Origin of the sequence: Campylobacter sp. P255 (assembly GCF_003627915.1) — a bacterium.
Lineage (GTDB): Bacteria > Campylobacterota > Campylobacteria > Campylobacterales > Campylobacteraceae > Campylobacter_D.
On record NZ_NREN01000001.1, the window covers coordinates 171935 to 190445 of the forward strand.

Genomic DNA, 18511 nt, shown 5'->3' on the forward strand with positions numbered 1-18511 from the left:
TATTTAAATTAATTTTATTTGAAAAAACCTTTTATTCCTTCAAGTTGGTATTGCCACAATTTCTCTATAAAAATTTTAAGCTTGATCGCTAAATAACCGCTAATTGGTTTATGTAAAACCGTACCAACAGCATAATCATTACCAATAGAACAAACCGTATTTCCACTTACAAAAGAAAATTCTTGCTTAAATTCCTCCTCATCTACCAAAGCCTTTAAAGCTTTAGCCACATAAGCACCTTCTCTTAATGCAAGTTGTGCAGTTGGTGGATAAGGAGTATTGGTTTTAGGATCTTTAAATAAACTATTATCCCCGATAAAAAAATACTTTGATGCATTTTCTACATTTAATGGATGCATAAAAGCATCTACTTCTACACGAGATCTTGTACTTGGAAAATCTGTGCTATTTTCGATTACGCTATTACCTCTAACTCCAGCAGTCCAAATGATAGTGTTTGCCTTAATAAACATACCTCCATCAAGCTTGATACCATTTTTCTCACACTCTATAATTTTTGATTTTTCATAAACTTTAACGCCAAGTTGCTCCAATCTATGCTTTGCTTTTAAGGCTAATTTCTTTTCAAACATCGGTAGAATTTGATCCATAGCTTCAATAAGGGAAAGTTCTATTTTATCATGATCGATCTGTTCTTTTTGGCAAAAAGTCTTAAGCTCTTTAGCTAAAGAAGCTACAAATTCCACTCCGCTTAACCCCCCACCGCAGACTGTGATTTTTAAATCATCTTCATTGTGAGTGTTTTTGTAGTCTTGGATTTTGTTATAAATGACTTCATTAATTTTTAAAGCATTTTCATAATTATCTATACTCAAAGCATATTCTTGCATACCTTTGATACCGAAAGTTTCCTTAGCAAAACCAAGCCCACACACTAAGATATCAAAATCAAATTCGCCATTTTGAGTAAAAACTTTGTCTTTAGAAATTTTTAAAACTTTATCTTGAATAAAATTGATTTTTGGATTCAGCAAAGGCAGAAGATCGTATTTTGAGCTATAAATATCTTCATTAGAAGCTACTTTGTGTAATAAAATAGTGTGATAATGATATGAATAATTACTAATCAAACTTACCTGTGCTTTTTCAAACAATTCATCTGGTAGAGCTTTTATCGCTGATAAGGTAGCATATCCTGCGCCTAAAAACAAAATTTTCTTTTTTTGCATGGATTTTCCTTTAATTTGATAAAAAAATAAATAAAAATTTGGCATAATGGTATTATTTTTTATCTTAAAATATTTTTTATTTAATTTTAGTAAGGAAAAAAGCATGCAAAGACAAACTTGGAGCAACACGCTAACTTACATACTCACTGTCGCAGGAGCAACGATAGGTTTTGGAGCTACCTGGCGTTTTCCGTATTTAGTAGGTGAAAATGGTGGTGGTGCTTATGTTTTAGCCTTTTGTATCGCAATGATTTTTATAGGAATTCCTGTAATTTTAGTGGAAAATGTCATAGGAAGACGCAGAATGCTAAATTCAGTTGACGCTTTTGGTGGAAAAACCAATAATGGCGTCAAAATAGCACGCCCATGGCAAGGCGTTGGCTATATGGGGCTTTTGGGTAGTTTTGGAATTATGGCTTATTATATGGTTATAGGTGGTTGGGTCTTGGCTTATATTTTTAAGATCATCATAGGTGATTTCAATCTTTCAACACCAATTGATGCTCAATATACTAGTGAATTTTACAATACAACTATCGAAAACAACCCTTTATTAATAGGTGTTTTTACTACAATTTTTGTGGCGATTAATTGGATTATTTTAAAAAAAGGTATCATTGATGGCATAGAAAAATCCGTAAAATATCTTATGCCATTTTTATTTATCTGTCTTTTGATCGTTGTTGCACGCAATTTAACCCTTGATGGTGCAAGTGAAGGTGTGAAATTTTACCTTACCCCTGATCTTTCTAAGATCACTCCTAAGTTATTTATAGATGTTTTAGGACAAGTATTTTTTGCACTTTCTTTAGGTTTTGGTGTAATGATTACCCTATCTTCTCATCTTAAAAAAAATGAAAATTTGATCAAAACTTCTATCTATACTGGGATCTTAAACACTCTTATAGCAGTGCTTGCTGGATTTATGATTTTCCCTGCTTTATTTAGTGTAGGTCTAACCCCTGATAGCGGTCCATCTTTGGTTTTTAAAACCCTGCCCGTAGCATTTTCGCATATACCTTTTGGCGGTTTAATTTGTGTATTTTTCTTTTTACTTTTGATCATCGCTGCGCTTACTACTAGTTTACCAATCTATCAAGTGATCATTAGTGTTTTAGAGGAAAAATTTAAACTGGCTAAAAATACTGCGATTAACCTCACACTTGGAACCATTTTTATATTAGGAAATTTACCTTGTATACTCACCTATGGTCCTTTAAGAGATATCACCATCATTAAGGGAAAGAATATCTTTGATAGTTTTGATTTTATCAGTGGAAATATCTTTTTTGTTTTAACTGCATTTTTTTGCTGCATTTATGTAGGTTGGGTGCTAAAAAAAGATGCTATTTATGAGCTTTCCAACCAAAATACCTTAAAAGGCAATATTTTTACACTGTGGTATTACTATGTTAAATTCATTATACCTTTGATTATCTTAGTGATTTTTTATTATGGTATTTTTTGATTTTTAAATTTATACTCATAGCGTTTTAACATACTTATATTTCCCTCAAGGCCTCCTTGATGGATATATAAGATTTTTTCACCGAGTTGTTCTTTATGGGCCAATAAAGTTTTAAAGCCTACCATATCATAAAGCAAATCAAACTCTACTTTACACTCTCTTTTTAAATCATCATAAAGCTCATATAATTCCAAATATGGTTTAGCAAAATGATATTTTTTAAGTGGATTTAATATAGTTAAATTATTAAAATCATAATTTGGTTCCAAAGCTAAGATTTGTTCTTTTAAATACGCACTATCGCCTACACAAGCACATGTAAACACTTTAAATTGACTATGTTTAGCCAAAAAAGTCGCAGAAGTTCCTGTGCCTGAGGGTAAAAAAATACTTACATTTTCGTTTAATTGTTCACTAAGCTCTAAAGCAAGTTGTTTATAGCCAAACTCAGCTTCTTTTATAGCCACACCCTCTTCTATGAAAATATCATCATCTTTTTTTAAAGCCAAGGCTTGTAATCTTCTTGTGGGATAGCTCTCATTTTCCACTAAGATAACATTATGTTTTAAAGCAAATTCTAAATTACCATGGGGGTTTTCTTTTAAAAAAGTACTGATTTTTTCACAAACAAAAATAAGCAAAAAATCATTCTCATGGCAAAATTTAGCCAAAGCAACCAAAGCATTACTTTGAGAAGAACCAAAAGAAATAAATCTTTGTCCTTTTTTGAATAAATGTTTATTTTTTTCAAACAAGGCTAGCTTCCTAGCCTTGTTTCCGTTGATATAACCTAGTAAATCATCTCTTTTGAGTAAAAATTCAAAATCTTTGTATTTTACAACATCAATTCTACTTGCTATCAAGGTATTTTTCAACCTTTTCTAAAGCATTATTTGTATTGATATTAAATTTTATCTCTATCCTACGGCTTGCTTCTTTATCTTCTTTACCATCTTTCATAATCACATCAGAATAAGACCTACCACTTGCCATTAAAAGCTTTTGCAATCTTGGATCTTTATAAAATGAATGGATAAAACTCATCACCGCATAAGCTCTCTTTTGCGATAAATCAAGGTTGTATATATAAGAACCCGCACTATCTGTGTGACCTTCTATCACTATATTTTCTATACTGTTTAAGATATTTTCATCTTTTAAGATATTATCAAAATACTGTGTTAAGATCACCTTTAAATTTTCTTTTGCTTGTGCTTTTAAAGTAAAAGAATTGGTATCAAAAAGTACTTCAGAAGGTAAAACTATCGCACCTGAATTAGAATCCAAAGTGATATTTGTATCAAATTTGGCTTGAAGATTTTTAATGGTATTTTCTTTGATTAAGCCTAATTCTTTGATTTTAGACTTAGCTTCTTCAAAGTTGTGTTCTAGTTCTTTAATTTCTTCATCTTTTTTATTTAACCTCTCAAGCAAGGCAAAAATTTGTTGATCTTTTTCATCTAAACTTGAATTTAAATCTTGATTAAGCTTTGTGATATTTGCTTCTAAAGCTTGCTTTTGTTTACTAACATCATCAAGTGTACTTGAAGTAGTATTGAGCTTTTGACTAAGGCTTTTTAAAATATCCTCTTTTTGATTTAATTCTTCTTTGTTTTCTCTTAAACGCTCTTCTTGTTTTTGTAAATTTTCCTTAATGGTTTGTAAGTCACTTTGAGTTAAAACATACTTAACTACTATAGCACCAATAAGCAAGATAAATATAAAAAGCAAACCTGCCATTAAATCAGCATAAGCAATCCAAAAATTATTTTCTTCGCTATTAGAATTATTTTTTATCATCTACTTTTTCATCTTCTTTTTGATTTTCAAGTTTGGCTATCACTTGTGAGGTTTGCTCATCTAATTCTTTGCTTTCTTCTTTAAATTCTTGCATTAAAGAAATTTTTTCATCGATATTTTTCTCATCTTCATAGGCTTCTTTAAAAGTATGCATTCCTTCTATAATACTTGCTTTAAAACCTTCAAAAAGCTTGGTTTGATTATCAAGCATAAGATTTTGATATTTTTCTATATTATTTGAAAAATTATTCACTTTATCATCTAAAGCACTCACGCTTTTATCTAGATGAACAATTTTATCCGAACTCACATCTAAAAGCCTATTGTATTGCTCTGAAATTCTCAAAGTTAATTCTTTAATATTTGAATTTAGCATATTAACCGCATTTGCGATTTCACTATAAGTTTTCACGATGTCCTTTTGTTCTCTTTGGGTTTTAGATAAATCACTCATAGTTTGTTTCACATGCTCACTGCTTAATCTTACAGCCTTTTCTTCAGCATTTACAAGTTCTTGAAAAACCTTAAATTTTCTATCTATTGTATGATCTAATTCTTTGAAAAACTCTTCATTGCTAACATGCTCAAAAATCGTGCCAATTTTTTCAAAGTGTTGCAAACTTTCCTGAAGGTATTTTCTGTCGATTTCTTCTTTAGACCAGAAAAAATCACTTGTTGCATTTTTTTGACGATTTAAGAGTTTTTGAAATTTACTACTGCCATATTTTTCGAAAAATATCCACCAAAGTGCTAAAAAAATTCCATAGATTGAAACATAAAAGGCAGTTCCTACTCCATTGAGTAAAACTGAAATTTCTTGCTCTAAGCCTGCTGTATCACTTGAATTAAAATTAGGCATAGACATTGCTATACTTATAAAAGTCCCCAAAATACCGAGCATAGGAAAAATAGCTGCGCCTACAGAAGCAAAATTTTCATTTCTTAGATCTTTCACATAAGCATAAGCAAAATCATCAAAACTCGCATTAGATTTTGTCTCTTTACCTATAACTAAAAAATGCTTCATAATGTAGCGTTTTAAAATAAGCTTAAATTCATCTTTTTGCTGCTCGAAAATACTCGAAGCATAATCAGCACTATGTCTTGCAAAAATCAAAGCCACTAAAAAGATAATCCCTATCATTACAACACTATGTAATTCTACTTTAAAATCAATCTTACCAAAATACCCCAAAAGAACCAAAATATACAACATAGCAGGGATAAATATAATCTTTAAATACGCAACAATCCCTGTACTACCTTTTCCTTCAGGCAATACAAGATCAGAAAAATCATCAGTTGTTTTAACTTCCATTTTATAAACCTTTGTTAATTTTACTCTAAAAATTGAAAATCTTCACAGGAAAATCAACTAAGAGTTATAAAACTCTTAGTTTCTATCGATACAATTTAAATCACTAAAAGCACACTCTAAGCGTTTGATCATACTTTCTTCGCCCGCTCTAAGCCATACTCTTGGATCGTAGTATTTTTTATTTGGCTTATCATCGCCCTCAGGATTGCCAATTTGCCCTTGCAAATAAGCTTTATTTTTAAACTCATACTCTCTCACGCCATCCCAAAAAGCCCATTGAGTATCTGTGTCTATATTCATCTTAATCACGCCATAGCTAAGCGCTGCTTTGATATCTTCTATATCACTTCCACTACCGCCATGAAAGACAAAATTGATCGGTTTTTCTTCACTTAAGCCAAATTTTTCTTTTACATAATTTTGAGAATTTTTAAGAATTTCAGGTCTTAAAATTACATTGCCTGGTTTATACACTCCATGCACATTACCAAAACTTGCCGCGATCGAAAACCTATCACTAATCTTAGAAAGTCTTTCATAAGCTAAAGCTACATCTTCAGGCTGAGTGTATAATTTTGCATTATCGATGTTGGTATTATCCACTCCATCTTCTTCTCCACCTGTACACCCTAACTCAAGCTCCAAAGAAATCCCAAGTTCAGACATTTGTTTTAAGTAATTTTCACACGTGCTTAAATTACTCTCTAAATCCTCTTCACTTAAATCAATCATATGAGAGCTAAATAAAGGTTTACCTGTTTCCTTTTTAAACTCAATATTTGCCTCAATTAAAGCATCAATCCAAGGAAGTAATTTTCTAGCAGCATGATCTGTATGTAAAATCACAGGCACGCCATAAGCTTTTGCCATTAAATGCACATGTCTTGCACCACTTATTGCACCAAGTACATCAGCTTTTGGGCAAGCTTTTCCCGCTACAAATTTAGCTCCACCATTTGAAAATTGAATAATCACAGGCGAATTAACTTTTTTAGCGCTTTCTAAAACCGCATTGATAGAATTTGTCCCTACGACATTCACCGCAGGGATAGCAAAACCTTCTTTTTTTGCATAATTATATACGATATTTAGATCATCACCACTTAACACACCTGGCTTAACAAGATCTAATACGCCCATTATTTGTATTCCACTTTTGCTTTTTGAAGAAGATCTTGAGCTTTTTTATTCATAAGCTCTTTAAATTCTTCCATTTTAATTGTATTTTCTATACCTGCTTTTACTTCATTAAATCCTACAGTGCTTTTTGCTCTTGCATCTTCTTTTAAGATAACATGATACCCAAAATCACTTTTCACAGGAGTTTTAGAAATAGTACCTTTTTTCATAGAAAAAACCGCATCAGCAAATGGTTTTACCATAGTTGATTCAGCAAACCAACCAAGATCACCACCTTGAGCTGAAGAACCTTTATCTATTGATTTTTCTTTTGCAAGTTGAGCAAATTTATCATTTAAAGCTTTTCCGCTTAGTTTACTAAGCTGAGCAATGATATCTTTAGCTTCTTTTTCATTAGTTACTAAAATATGTTTAGCTTTTACTTGAGCTGGTTTAGTAAATTTATCTTTATTTGCTTCATAGTATTTTTTAGCTTTCGCATCGTTATTTTTAATAGAATCGAAAATTTTCTTTTGGTAGATATTTACCAAAATAGCTTCTTTAGCACGCTCTAATTCTTCTTTATAAGAAGGGTCGTTTTCAATTTTTTGAGCCTTAGCATCTTTTAATACAAGTTGTTGAATGATGTATTGATCAATGATTGCTTTTTTTTGCTCAGCTGGCAAATCGTTGATTTTAGCACCTCTTAACATAGGAGCAAAAAATTCATTAACTTCCGTATCGCTAATGTTGTTTCCATCAAGGGTTGCAACCACCGCAGCATTCAAACTCAAACCTGTCAACAAAGCCGCAGCAACTAAAGAAATTTTTTTCATTGTTTTTCCTTTTGAAATAGTTTTGTTAATTTTATTATATCTAAACTTTATTTAAAGCCGATTAACATACAATAAGTTTATGAAAAGAAATTTAGAAATTAAAGAATTATTTTTACAGCATTTTGGACAAGCAAAAACAGAATTAGTTTTCACCAATGCCTATGAACTCTTAGTTTGTGTTATGCTTTCAGCACAATGTACTGATAAAAGGGTTAATCTCATCACACCTGCTTTATTTAAAGCTTATCCTAGCGTACAAGATTTGGCTAAGGCAAACTTATCATCTTTGAAGCTTTTGATTAATTCTTGCTCATTTTATAACAATAAAGCGCAAAATTTAATCAAAATGGCTCAAGCAGTTTGCGAACAGTTTAATGGCGAAATTCCTCTAAATGAGCAAGATTTAAAAAGTCTGGCAGGAGTAGGACAAAAAACCGCACATGTAGTGATGATAGAATGGTGCGGGGCTAATTGCATGGCTGTTGACACCCATGTTTTTAGAGTTTCACATAGACTTCATCTTAGCAAGGCTAAAACTCCTGAAGAAACTGAAAAAGACTTAACTAAAATTTTTAAAGACAATCTCAACTATCTCCATCAAGCTATGGTGCTTTTTGGACGCTATACATGCAAGGCTAAAAATCCTTTATGCAAAGAGTGCTTTTTAAATCATTTATGTAAGAGTAAAGATAAAAAATTAATCTAGCACTAATTTAGTGCTAGATGATTTTAATGGAAAAATGGTAGATACAAGAAAGCATTAATCACTAAAGCATTCACAATATCTATAAAGAATGCGCCCACCAAAGGCACGATAATAAACGCCATGTGGCTCATACCATAGTGATTTGTTACAGTTTGCATATTTACCATAGCTGTTGGAGTAGCCCCTAAACCAAAACCACAATGTCCTGCTGCTAAAACCGCTGCATCATAGTCTTTTCCACACACTCTAAAAGTAATAAATATAGCAAAAGCCGCCATCATTGCAACTTGTACTACTAAGATAACTAGCATTGGTAAAGCTAGGGTAACTAAATCCCAAAGATTGATTGTCATCAATGCTAAAGCTAAAAATAAAGACAAGCTCACATTACCTAAAACTGACACTTCTCTATCAAACACATGATGAATTTTTGTAGCTGATAAAACATTTCTTAAAACCACACCCACAAAAAGACAATAAACAAAAGTTGGCAAAGTAAACCCTGTATTGGTTTTAATATAAGCAGATAAAGCACTACCTATTAACAAACACAAAGCAATCAATGCTAAAGACTCTATAAAAGAAGATGGAGTGATTAATCTTTCTTTTTCTGGAGATTGGAAATTTAAAATCGCATCTTTATCATCGTTTTGTTTTGGAACCACTAGTTTATGCTTATTGACTAGGTATCTTGCAACCGGTCCGCCAATGATACCACCTGAAATAAGACCAAATGTTGCACACGCAATAGCAACTGTAGTTGCACTTGAATAAAGGTAAGGTTCTTTGATAAATTCAGCCGCCCAAGCTGCACCCGTACCGTGTCCACCGCTCATTGTAACAGAACCTGCAATAAGCCCCATAAGTGGATTTTGTCCCATAGCAGTTGCTACACCTATACCAACAATATTTTGTGCAAATAATAAACCAACTACTACTACCAAGAAAATCGCTAATTTTCTTCCACCTTTTTTTAGTGAAGCAAAATCAGCTAGCAAACCAATACTTGAAAAGAATGCAAGCATTAAAGGATCTTTCATAGATTCATCAAATTTGATATTCAATGAAAAAGAACTATGTAAGATTAAAAGAACAATCGCAGCAATTCCACCGCCAACAACAGGCTCAGGGATGTTATAATCACGAAGGAATTTTACCCTTTTAATGACAAAAACGCCTAAAAGTAATACTATAACCATAGTAACTAGCGTTGCATAAAAATCAAATTTCATATCTCTCCTTTGTTTGATTTATTTATCAATTGTATTCTAAATGACTTTAAAACAACGCAAATTAATATTATACTTTAACTACAATATTACAAAATGAAACATTTTTAAGTCTATTTTACTCTGAAATCAAAACAATATTATGATATAAATTAATATTTTTAAGCAAGGAAAGCTTTGCTCTACTAAGTTCTTGAAGTGAATTAATAAGCAAGGCATCTGCATCAAGGTAATCTTTTAATTCACTACGCCCTAATTCATACTTTTCATAATAAAGCTGTGTAATTTTTGCTTGATTTGTATTGATATCTTTTACCAAATTTAACAAATCATTATAATATCTATCATTTTCATAACAAAGTTTAAACTCATGAATAGCTTTTTGCAATACATCTTTATATTCAAATAAACGAGCTTGATAGGCTAATTCTGAAATTTTGACATTTTGTTTTACTCTATAAAAGTCCAAAAATGGAAGTTCAATGGCTATATTTCCACCTAAAAATAAGAATTTAAAACTCTCATCTATATCTGTATGGTTTCCATTTAAAGCACCTAATACTTTTATGCTAGGCAAAATACCTTTTTGAATGCTTGAATAATCCTTATAAGAAGCTTTAAGTTGATTTAACTTTGCTTGCACCTGTGGTTTATAAGCAAGCATATTTAATTCTATATCAAAATTAAGCTTGTGCATAGAAAAATCATCTAAACTATAAGCTAGTATTGCATTGATCAAATTTTCATCTTCTTTACCAAGCAGATCTTTAATATTTTTAAGCGTTAAGTCTTTATTTTGCAAATTTGCAATGATGTTTTGTCTTGTATTTAGTAAAGATTTTTTAATATTTAAAAGATCAATATATTCAATCTTACCATAATTTAATTTTGTAGTGTAAATTTCTAGCATTTTTTCAAGATTTTTTAAGTGATTATTTAACAAATGATCCACATCATTAAAGTAAATCAATTCAAAAATTGCATTTATTGCTAAATTTATTGTATCAAGCTCTAAAGCACGCAACTCATACTCACTTGCTTTTGCCAAAAACTCAGAACTTGCAACTTGATCTGAAATTTTGCCATATATATCAAGCTCATAATTTAACATAATCCCATTGGAAAAATCATGTGTTTGCAAACCATTACTTAAATTTTTTCTTACACTTGCACCCAAATTACCACTTAAGCTAGGATATAAATCTAACTTCAAAAGCTTGTATCGTGCTAAGGTGCTTAAAAAATTTACTCTTGCAATATTTAAATCTTTATTATTATCAATCACAGCATCTAAAATACGATTTAAGTCTTGATTGTTATATTTTTTCCACCATGCTTTACTTGCGTTAAACTCTTCAAAATAATCTTTTTTTATCTGCTCTTGAGATACTTGTTCTAACTTCACTCCTACGCAAGCACTTAAGAAAAAAGCCATAAAAAACAATAAAAATATTTTCATTTTATTCCTTTGATAAAGCACTGATAGGATTTAAATTTGCAGCATTTTTAGCTGGAAAAAAACCAAAAACAATGCCGATTACAACTGAACTTAAAAGTCCCAAAAACACCGAATCAAGTGAAAGTATCATGGTAAAACCAATTTTTAAAGAATTAAATACTTCTATAACCACAAAAGAAAGCATTACACCTAAAATAGCCCCCAAGGAGCAAATTAACACAGCTTCGATTAAAAACTGCATTAAAATATCCTCCTTTCTTGCGCCAATTGCCATTCTTACTCCAATCTCTCTTGTACGCTCACTCACCGAAACAAGCATGATATTCATCACCCCGATACCACCTACTATCAACGATACCACTGCGATAGAAGAAATCAGTAAAGTCAATGTAGCAGTATTTTCTTCGATTTTTTGTTTAATTTTGTCTAGATTGACTGTAAAAAAATCTTTTTTTCCGCGTTTAATTTCTAAAATTTTAACAATAGCCTCTTCAGCCAATGAAGGCTCAACCTCATCTTTTACCTTAGTGACAATAACTCTTATTCTTTTATCGCCTGTGATTTTATTCATCAAAGTAGAATAAGGTGTGAAAATTTTTACAGTATTTTCATCTGCACCAAAATCATCTTTATCTACCTCTTTAGAAACCCCTACAACAATCAAAGGTTGCTTATTAAAAATAATGCTTTTACCTAAAACATCTTTTGCGCTAATATTATCAAACAAAATTCTCAAAGTATTTTCATCTACAATACAAATATTTGCATTATCTTTAATATCCTCATCATTAATAAACCTACCATCAACCATCACAGATCCACTTAGTTTTAGATGATTTGGCCCTACTCCACGAATTCTTGCTTGCAAAGAGTTGTTTTTATAAGTTACCACCCCAACTCTACCGATTTCTGCTTCAACTGCTTCTAAATATGGCAAAGAATCTAAAGTTTTTAAATCACTTAGATTAAGTGTTGTTCTACCAGATCTTATATCTCCTAAATCTCTACCTGATACAATTTCTATGGTATTTGTACCTATTGAATTAATCGAAGCTAGAATTCTTTCTTGTGCACCAAGACCTAAAGCCACTACACAAACAACAGAGGCTATCCCTATGATAATACCAAGCATAGTAAGCAAAGAACGTAACTTATGTGCGATAATTGATGCAATAGACATCTTTAAACTTTCAAAGAGTTGATTTTTAAGCAAAGCTAAACTTTTTTTCTCTTTTGGCATAACCCTAGCTTGAAAATTCTCTACTTTTTTTACACCACTATCACTAATAATCTTACCATCTTTAATTTCTATAACCCTCTTTGCTTTTGCTGCAATCTCTCTATCATGGGTAACTAAAACAACAGTATGTCCTTGCTCGTTGAGTTTATTTAAAATTTCTAAAACAATCTTTCCGCTTTTAGAATCAAGTGCTCCAGTTGGCTCATCAGCAAGTATCAATTCTCCTCCATTCATCAAGGCTCTTGCTATGGAAACCCTTTGTTGCTGTCCTCCGCTTAATTCATTTGGTTTAGATAATTCTTTGTGATCAAGTTCCAAAAAAGAAAGTAGTTTTTTTGCTTTTTCAAGACGTTCTTGCTTGTTTTTTCCCGCATAAACAGCAGGCAAGGCTACATTATCTTTAGCGTTTAAAAGACTAAGTAAATTATATCTTTGAAAAATAAAACCGATCTTTTCTCGCCTTATTCTTGCTTTTTCATCTTTATCAAGCTTAGTTACCTCATATTGATCTAAAAAATACTTTCCACTACTTGGTTCATCAAGCGTACCTATGATATTTAAAAGAGAAGTTTTTCCGCTACCTGATTGCCCAATGATAGCTACAAATTCTCCTTTTTGAATATAAAGATTAATATTTTCTAAAATCGTAGTATGATTGATCTTTTTTTGAATATTTTCTAAGCATATCATTTTTTATTTTTACCCACAATTACCAAATCACCTTCACTTATACCTTCTAAAATTTGAGTATTAAGGCTGTCTTTTATACCCAATTTTACAGGCATTTTAACGCTACTTTCATCTGCTTTTAAAATTTCTACATAATAACCATTCGCATCACTTTTTATCGCTAAAGTAGGTATCACCAAAGTCTGATTTTGTGTGTTTATAGCTATTTCATTTTCAGTACTCATACCTATACGTAAAAAATTATTATCATTTTTTACAAAAACCCTAGCATAATAATACACCGCGCTAGTACTAGCGCTTGAGCTTGAGTTTAAGTTAGTATTACTTGTTGCATCGCTTATAGTGGTATTAGCTGGATCTATACTAGAAATCACTGCTTCATATTTTTTATCCGGTTCATTTAAAATGCTAAATTTAACTTTTTTACCCACACTAATTTTATTAATATCTGCTTCTGCTATTTGCATGCGAATTTCCATTTCACTTAAATCAGCCAAACGCACTATACTTGGTGTATTTTGATTTGCATTTACAGTTTGACCCTCTTCAACTGCCACATTGATAATCTCACCTTTACTAGGAGCAGTTATTGTAGTGTAAGCCAAATCTTTTTGAGCATTTTTTAAAGAAATTTCAAGTTGAGTAGTTTGAGCTTTTAAATCAGCTACGTTTGCTTTTAAAGCATAAAAGGTATTTTTAAGATTTTCAAGATTTTCCAAAGAAGTAGCTTTTTTAGCATAAAGCTTTTGTTCTCTTTCATATTGTTTTGTGGCTATTTCAAGAGCAATTTTTTTACTTTCTAAATTTGCCCTTGCACTTTCAAGCTGAGCTTTTGTGATATCTAAATCATTTTGTTGTTTATCTTTGTCAATTTGAGCGATTAAATCTCCTTCATTAACATGATCACCCAACTTCACATAAAGCTTTGTAATTTGTCCACTCACCTGCGCACCAACATCTACTTGAGTTTTTGCATATACCTCACCAATTGCTTCTATACTCTGAGTTATATCCTGTCTTTTAACTTCATAAGTTAAGTAATTATACTCTTGCTTTTTTGCAAAAAAGAAAAAATACACCCCCAAAGCAAGTGTGATTAATAATATACTTAAATAAATTATCTTTTTCATTTTTCACCTTTAAAAATAAATATATTAAATCATTTGTGTGAAGTAAAAATAAAATTGTAGCAATAAAATATAATTTTAACAATTTTAAAAGCTAATAAGATATAAGATAAAACAAAAAAAAGGAATCATCATGCAAAATTATTTAAATTTAATGCAAAATCGCGCTTCGATTAGATCTTACACCAAAGATAGCATTTCTAGGCAAAACCTAGAATACATCTTAGAATGTGCTAGATTATCCCCTAGTTCTTTGGGACTTGAACCATGGAAATTTTTTGTCTTTCAGCAAGAAAAACATAAAAAAGAAATCGCTACCATTGCAAACAATCAAACCCATGTTGCAGATTGTGCTGCGATCATTGTTGTGATATCAAGAGCAGATTTTAAAGATTATTTTATAGAGAAACTTAAAAAACGCAATATAAGTCAAGAAGAGCTTGATAGACGCATTCAAACCTATCAACCATTTATAGATTCTATGAATTTAGAACAGCGTTTTATTTATGCAAAAGAACAAAGTTATCTTGCTATTGCAAATATCATCAATGCAGCTCATAGTTTAAATTTAGGCTCATGTGTGATTGGAGGCTTTAATCAAGAAAAAATGAACCAATATCTCCAACTAGATACTCACAAAGAAAGAGTTTCAATGCTAATCACCCTAGGCCATACAAATACCAACTCAAGCACACAAAAAGCCCGTTTTGCTTTTGATGAAGTGGTGGAATTTAAAGACTGAAAATCATAAAACTTCATTTAATATTGATATAATAAAATAAGATTTTCAAGTTAAATGGAGTATTCAATGCACGGAAATTTTTTAAAAATCTTTGGCGTACTGCCATTTTTGGCAGTAGCTTTTATCAATGCTTTTGTAGACTTAGGTCACAAAATCATCATACAAAACACTATCTATAAAGTATATGAAGATGGTACTCAACTTTTTTTAACCGCTATTGTTAATGCCTTAATGCTTCTACCCTTTGTCCTTATGCTTTCACCTTCAGGCTTTTTAGCTGATAAATTCCCTAAAAATAAAATCATGAAAATGTCTGCATATTTTTCTGTGATTTTAACCTGCATTATTTGCTTGTGTTATTATCTTGGTGCATTTTGGCTTGCTTTTGCTATGACTTTTATTATGGGGGTACAATCTGCCTTGTATTCTCCTGCTAAATACGGCTTTATTAAAGAATTGGTAGGTAAAGAACTCTTAGCTATGGGAAATGGAGCTGTTAATGCTGTTAGTATAGTAGCTATATTAGCAGGCATGGCAGTATTTTCTCTAAGTTTTGAAATGCTCTTTGACTCAAATTTTAACGATAGTTCAGATGTTTTACAGCAAATAGCGCCTTTAGGTTTTGTTTTAATAGCCTTTTCACTATTGGAACTTTTTTTGGCACATAAACTCCCTAGTTTAAAAGAAGAAGATAAAAATTTAAGTTTTAATAAAAAACAATACTTTCAAGGAAAACTTTTAGCTTCTAACTTAAAAACTATATTTTCCCATAAGGTCATTTGGCTTTGTATTATAGGAATTTCACTTTTTTGGGCTATATCACAACTATATCTAGTAAGCTTTCCTGTATATGCAAAAAATGACCTTTTTATCGAAAATACCTTTTATGTACAGTGTTCTTTAGCTTTTTCTGGCATAGGAGTGTTCATAGGATCGCTTATTAGTGGTAAATTTTCGAAAAACTATATCGAATTAGGTCTTATACCTCTTGGTGCTTTGGGTATTTTTCTTATGAGTCTTTTAATGCCGTTTTTAGAAACCTTATTAAGCTATAGTGCAGTATTTTTTGTATTTGGCTTGTGTGGTGCATTTTTCATCATACCTTTAAACTCTCTCATACAATTTCATGCTAAAGAAAATGAACTAGGAAAGGTACTAGCTGGAAACAACTTCATTCAAAATGTCTTTATGCTAGGCTTTTTAATGTTAGCTACCTTGGGTGCTTATTTAGAATTACAAGCAAGTACTTTGTTTTATTTTGTTATGGTTGTAGCACTACTAGGAAGTATTTATGTACTTGGTAAATTACCTTTTTCTTTGGTGCGTTTGCTAATGAGCCTAGCCTTTTTTCAACGCTATCGCTTACTAGTAGAAGGTTTTGAGAATATCCCTGAAAAAGGCGGTGCTTTACTTTTAGGAAATCATATCTCATTTATTGATTGGGCTATAGTACAAATGGCCATACCGAGAAAAATTTATTTTGTTATGGAAAGAAGCATTTATTCAAAATGGTATATTAAGGTATTTTTAGACAAATTTGGTGTTATACCTGTTTCTAGCACTTCAAGCAAATCAAGCTTAGAATTAATCGCTATGCATATTAAAAATGGTAATCTAGTTTGTCTTTTCCCAGAAGGAGTACTTTCACGCCATGGACAGCTTAATGAATTTAAAGGTGGTTTTGAATTGGTTTGTTCCAAGCTAGAAGAACGCGATGGAGTGATTTTACCTTTTTACATCAAAGGGCTTTGGGGAAGTGCTTTTTCAAGAAGCGATGAAGAATTTTCAGCAAGAAATCGCAAAATAAGCAAAAGAAAAATCGCTATTGCATTTGGAAAAAGTTTGCCAATACATTCTAAAAAAGAAGTAGTAAAAGCAAAAGTTTTTGAACTTTCTTTTATTGCTTGGAAATCTCAATGTGAAAGCATGCATACCATTGCTAGAGCTTGGATTGATAGCGCTAAAAGAAATTTAAATCAAATTGCCATTGTTGACCCACTCATAGGAGGCATTACTTATAGAAAAATGCTTGCTCTAAGCTTAGTTTTTAGTTCTTTTATCAAAAACCGATCATATGATTTAAATATACAACCTACCCAAGGAAGCTATGCGCCAAAAGAAGAATGTATAGGAATTTTACTCCCTGCTTCTATGGCTAGCTCACTTTGTAATTTAAGCGTATTACTTGCAAATAAAATCGTAGTAAACTTAAATTTTACCGCTGGAACAAAAGCGATCAACCAAGCTATACAAAGTTCTCAAATTCAACAAATTTACACTTCTAGAAAATTTATAGAGAAGCTAGAAAGCAAAGGTGCGAAATTAGAATTTGAAACCCATGTTAGACTTATTTTCATGGAAGATGTAATCGCAAGTTTTAAAACTCAAAAGTTTAAAATCTTTTCTATGCTTACTTTAGTAAGTATTTTGCCTACTTGCTTGTTAAAAACATTATTTGCACCTAATAAACAAAATCTTGCCGTAGCTGCTATTTTATTTAGTAGCGGTAGTGAAGGAATGCCAAAAGGGGTAATGCTAAACAATCGTAACATATTAAGCAATATAGCACAAATTTCAGATGTATTATGTGCGAAGAATGAAGATGTAGTTTTATCCTCTTTACCACCTTTTCATGCTTTTGGGCTAACCGTAACGACATTTTTGCCTTTATTAGAAGGGATAAAAAGCGTAACTCACGCAGATCCAACCGATGCTCTAGGCGTTGCTAAGGCTGTAGCAAAAAATAATGTAAGCATTATGTGTGGTACTTCAACTTTCTTGGGTATTTATGCAAGAAATAAAAAACTTGATGCGATTATGTTTGAAAGCTTAAGAATCATTGTTTCAGGTGCTGAAAAGCTTAAAAACGAAGTAAGAGCCGCTTTTGAAATGAAATTTAAAAAACCTATTTTCGAAGGCTATGGTGCCACTGAAACCACTCCGGTTGCAAGTGTAAATTTACCAAATAAATTTGACCCTGATTATTGGATTTTACACCGTGCAAACAAAGAAGGCAGCGTAGGAATGCCTTTACCAGGAAGTGCAATACGCATAGTAGATCCTTCAAGTTATAAAAGCTTAAATCATGGAGAAGATGGCTTGATACTCATTGGCGGTCATCAAGTCATGGTGGGCTACTTAAACAACAAAGAAAAAACTGATGAAGTGATCAAAGAAATCGATGGCATACGTTGGTATAACACTGGCGATAAAGGGCATGTGGATGAAGATGGCTTTTTATATATCATAGATCGCTATTCTCGTTTTGCAAAAGTTGGTGGTGAGATGGTATCTTTAGGAGCCTTAGAAGAAGAAATTGCTAAATTTATAAACACCGAAGTGGTAAAATTTTGCGCTGTTGCGCTAGAAGATGATAAAAAAGGTGAGGCGGTATGTTTACTAATTGAGTGTCAAGAACAAGACTTCAAAGGAATTTGCGAAGCGATTAAAAACTCCACCATGCCTGCGATTTTTAAGCCAAGTAAATATTTTAAAGTAGAACAAATTCCTCTTTTAGGTTCAGGTAAGGTAGATTTAAAAGGTGCTAAAGATTTAGCTAAAAATTTACAAGAAAACTAAAAGTCCAA

14 protein-coding genes are annotated in these 18511 nt (G+C 31.6%); 4 read left to right on the top strand and 10 right to left on the bottom strand.

Translation table 11 applies throughout. The features are described 5' to 3' along the window. Nucleotides 1-14: 14 nt before the first annotated feature. Nucleotides 15-1190, bottom strand: coding sequence for an NAD(P)/FAD-dependent oxidoreductase (locus CKA54_RS00855; RefSeq protein WP_172586648.1), 1176 nt, complete (start codon nt 1188-1190; stop codon nt 15-17). A 103-nt stretch (nt 1191-1293) separates the two neighbouring features. On the opposite strand from CKA54_RS00855, the gene CKA54_RS00860 reads away from it, so the two are divergent. Beyond that, nucleotides 1294-2658 carry a sodium-dependent transporter gene (locus CKA54_RS00860; RefSeq protein ID WP_120759301.1) on the top strand — a complete coding sequence of 455 codons (1365 nt, stop codon included), beginning with the start codon at nt 1294-1296 and terminating at the stop codon, nt 2656-2658. On the opposite strand, the gene CKA54_RS00865 is transcribed toward CKA54_RS00860, so the two are convergent. The 5 genes from CKA54_RS00865 to CKA54_RS00885 all read right to left on the bottom strand — a co-directional run bounded on the left by CKA54_RS00865 (nt 2643) and on the right by CKA54_RS00885 (nt 7731). Continuing rightward, nucleotides 2643-3521: a 1-aminocyclopropane-1-carboxylate deaminase/D-cysteine desulfhydrase gene (locus tag CKA54_RS00865; protein ID WP_120759167.1), complete on the bottom strand. Its 879-nt coding sequence runs from the start codon at nt 3519-3521 to the stop codon at nt 2643-2645. The two genes, CKA54_RS00860 and CKA54_RS00865, sit on opposite strands and share 16 nt — an antisense overlap. Beyond that, nucleotides 3508-4458, bottom strand: coding sequence for an OmpA family protein (locus CKA54_RS00870; protein WP_120759169.1), 951 nt, complete (start codon nt 4456-4458; stop codon nt 3508-3510). The genes CKA54_RS00865 and CKA54_RS00870 overlap by 14 nt, the downstream gene beginning before the upstream one ends. After that, nucleotides 4445-5776, bottom strand: coding sequence for a MotA/TolQ/ExbB proton channel family protein (locus tag CKA54_RS00875; RefSeq protein WP_120759171.1), 1332 nt, complete (start codon nt 5774-5776; stop codon nt 4445-4447). The genes CKA54_RS00870 and CKA54_RS00875 overlap by 14 nt, the downstream gene beginning before the upstream one ends. 75 nt (nt 5777-5851) lie before the next feature. Then, complete coding sequence (gene fbaA / locus CKA54_RS00880) at nt 5852-6916, bottom strand: class II fructose-bisphosphate aldolase (protein WP_120759173.1); 1065 nt, start codon at nt 6914-6916, stop codon at nt 5852-5854. Then, the gene (locus CKA54_RS00885) at nt 6916-7731 is read right to left on the bottom strand and encodes a peptidylprolyl isomerase (RefSeq protein ID WP_120759175.1); all 816 of its coding nucleotides are present in this window, start codon (nt 7729-7731) and stop codon (nt 6916-6918) included. The genes fbaA and CKA54_RS00885 overlap by 1 nt, the downstream gene beginning before the upstream one ends. 79 nt (nt 7732-7810) lie before the next feature. On the opposite strand from CKA54_RS00885, the gene nth reads away from it, so the two are divergent. Beyond that, nucleotides 7811-8437, top strand: a complete 627-nt coding sequence (nth, locus tag CKA54_RS00890) for an endonuclease III (RefSeq protein WP_120759176.1) — start codon at nt 7811-7813, stop codon at nt 8435-8437. A 23-nt stretch (nt 8438-8460) separates the two neighbouring features. Here the strand turns inward: nth and gltS are convergent, their stop codons facing one another. The 4 genes from gltS to CKA54_RS00910 form a co-directional block, all read right to left on the bottom strand. Then, nucleotides 8461-9669: a sodium/glutamate symporter gene (gene gltS / locus CKA54_RS00895; protein WP_120759178.1), complete on the bottom strand. Its 1209-nt coding sequence runs from the start codon at nt 9667-9669 to the stop codon at nt 8461-8463. Between the two features lie 115 nt (nt 9670-9784). Beyond that, nucleotides 9785-11125, bottom strand: coding sequence for a TolC family protein (locus CKA54_RS00900; RefSeq protein ID WP_120759180.1), 1341 nt, complete (start codon nt 11123-11125; stop codon nt 9785-9787). A gap of 1 nt (nt 11126) precedes the next feature. Beyond that, a complete protein-coding gene (locus tag CKA54_RS00905; protein WP_120759182.1) occupies nt 11127-13055 on the bottom strand; it encodes an ABC transporter permease in 1929 nt (642 codons plus the stop codon). Further along, on the bottom strand, nt 13052-14185 hold the full coding sequence (locus CKA54_RS00910; protein ID WP_120759184.1) for an efflux RND transporter periplasmic adaptor subunit: 1134 nt from the start codon (nt 14183-14185) through the stop codon (nt 13052-13054). Before CKA54_RS00910 ends, CKA54_RS00905 begins: the two co-directional genes overlap by 4 nt. Nucleotides 14186-14315: 130 nt before the next feature. Here CKA54_RS00910 and CKA54_RS00915 point away from each other — a divergent pair, with 130 nt between their 5' ends. After that, the gene (locus CKA54_RS00915; protein WP_120759186.1) at nt 14316-14924 is read left to right on the top strand and encodes a nitroreductase family protein; all 609 of its coding nucleotides are present in this window, start codon (nt 14316-14318) and stop codon (nt 14922-14924) included. Between the two features lie 66 nt (nt 14925-14990). Next, nucleotides 14991-18503 (top strand): acyl-[ACP]--phospholipid O-acyltransferase, encoded by a 3513-nt coding sequence (locus CKA54_RS00920; protein WP_120759188.1) that lies wholly within the window; start codon nt 14991-14993, stop codon nt 18501-18503. The last annotated feature ends 8 nt before the right edge of the window (nt 18504-18511 follow it).

What these genes read in the sequence shown, in the direction of transcription:
- CKA54_RS00855 (WP_172586648.1), bottom strand. Translation starts at nt 1,190, where the DNA reads ATGCAAAAAAAGAAAATTTTGTTTTTAGGCGCAGGATATGCTACCTTA.
- CKA54_RS00860 (WP_120759301.1), top strand. Translation starts at nt 1,294, where the DNA reads ATGCAAAGACAAACTTGGAGCAACACGCTAACTTACATACTCACTGTC.
- CKA54_RS00870 (WP_120759169.1), bottom strand. Translation starts at nt 4,458, where the DNA reads ATGATAAAAAATAATTCTAATAGCGAAGAAAATAATTTTTGGATTGCT.
- CKA54_RS00875 (WP_120759171.1), bottom strand. Translation starts at nt 5,776, where the DNA reads ATGGAAGTTAAAACAACTGATGATTTTTCTGATCTTGTATTGCCTGAA.
- fbaA (WP_120759173.1), bottom strand. Translation starts at nt 6,916, where the DNA reads ATGGGCGTATTAGATCTTGTTAAGCCAGGTGTGTTAAGTGGTGATGAT.
- CKA54_RS00885 (WP_120759175.1), bottom strand. Translation starts at nt 7,731, where the DNA reads ATGAAAAAAATTTCTTTAGTTGCTGCGGCTTTGTTGACAGGTTTGAGT.
- nth (WP_120759176.1), top strand. Translation starts at nt 7,811, where the DNA reads ATGAAAAGAAATTTAGAAATTAAAGAATTATTTTTACAGCATTTTGGA.
- gltS (WP_120759178.1), bottom strand. Translation starts at nt 9,669, where the DNA reads ATGAAATTTGATTTTTATGCAACGCTAGTTACTATGGTTATAGTATTA.
- CKA54_RS00900 (WP_120759180.1), bottom strand. Translation starts at nt 11,125, where the DNA reads ATGAAAATATTTTTATTGTTTTTTATGGCTTTTTTCTTAAGTGCTTGC.
- CKA54_RS00905 (WP_120759182.1), bottom strand. Translation starts at nt 13,055, where the DNA reads ATGATATGCTTAGAAAATATTCAAAAAAAGATCAATCATACTACGATT.
- CKA54_RS00910 (WP_120759184.1), bottom strand. Translation starts at nt 14,185, where the DNA reads ATGAAAAAGATAATTTATTTAAGTATATTATTAATCACACTTGCTTTG.
- CKA54_RS00915 (WP_120759186.1), top strand. Translation starts at nt 14,316, where the DNA reads ATGCAAAATTATTTAAATTTAATGCAAAATCGCGCTTCGATTAGATCT.
- CKA54_RS00920 (WP_120759188.1), top strand. Translation starts at nt 14,991, where the DNA reads ATGCACGGAAATTTTTTAAAAATCTTTGGCGTACTGCCATTTTTGGCA.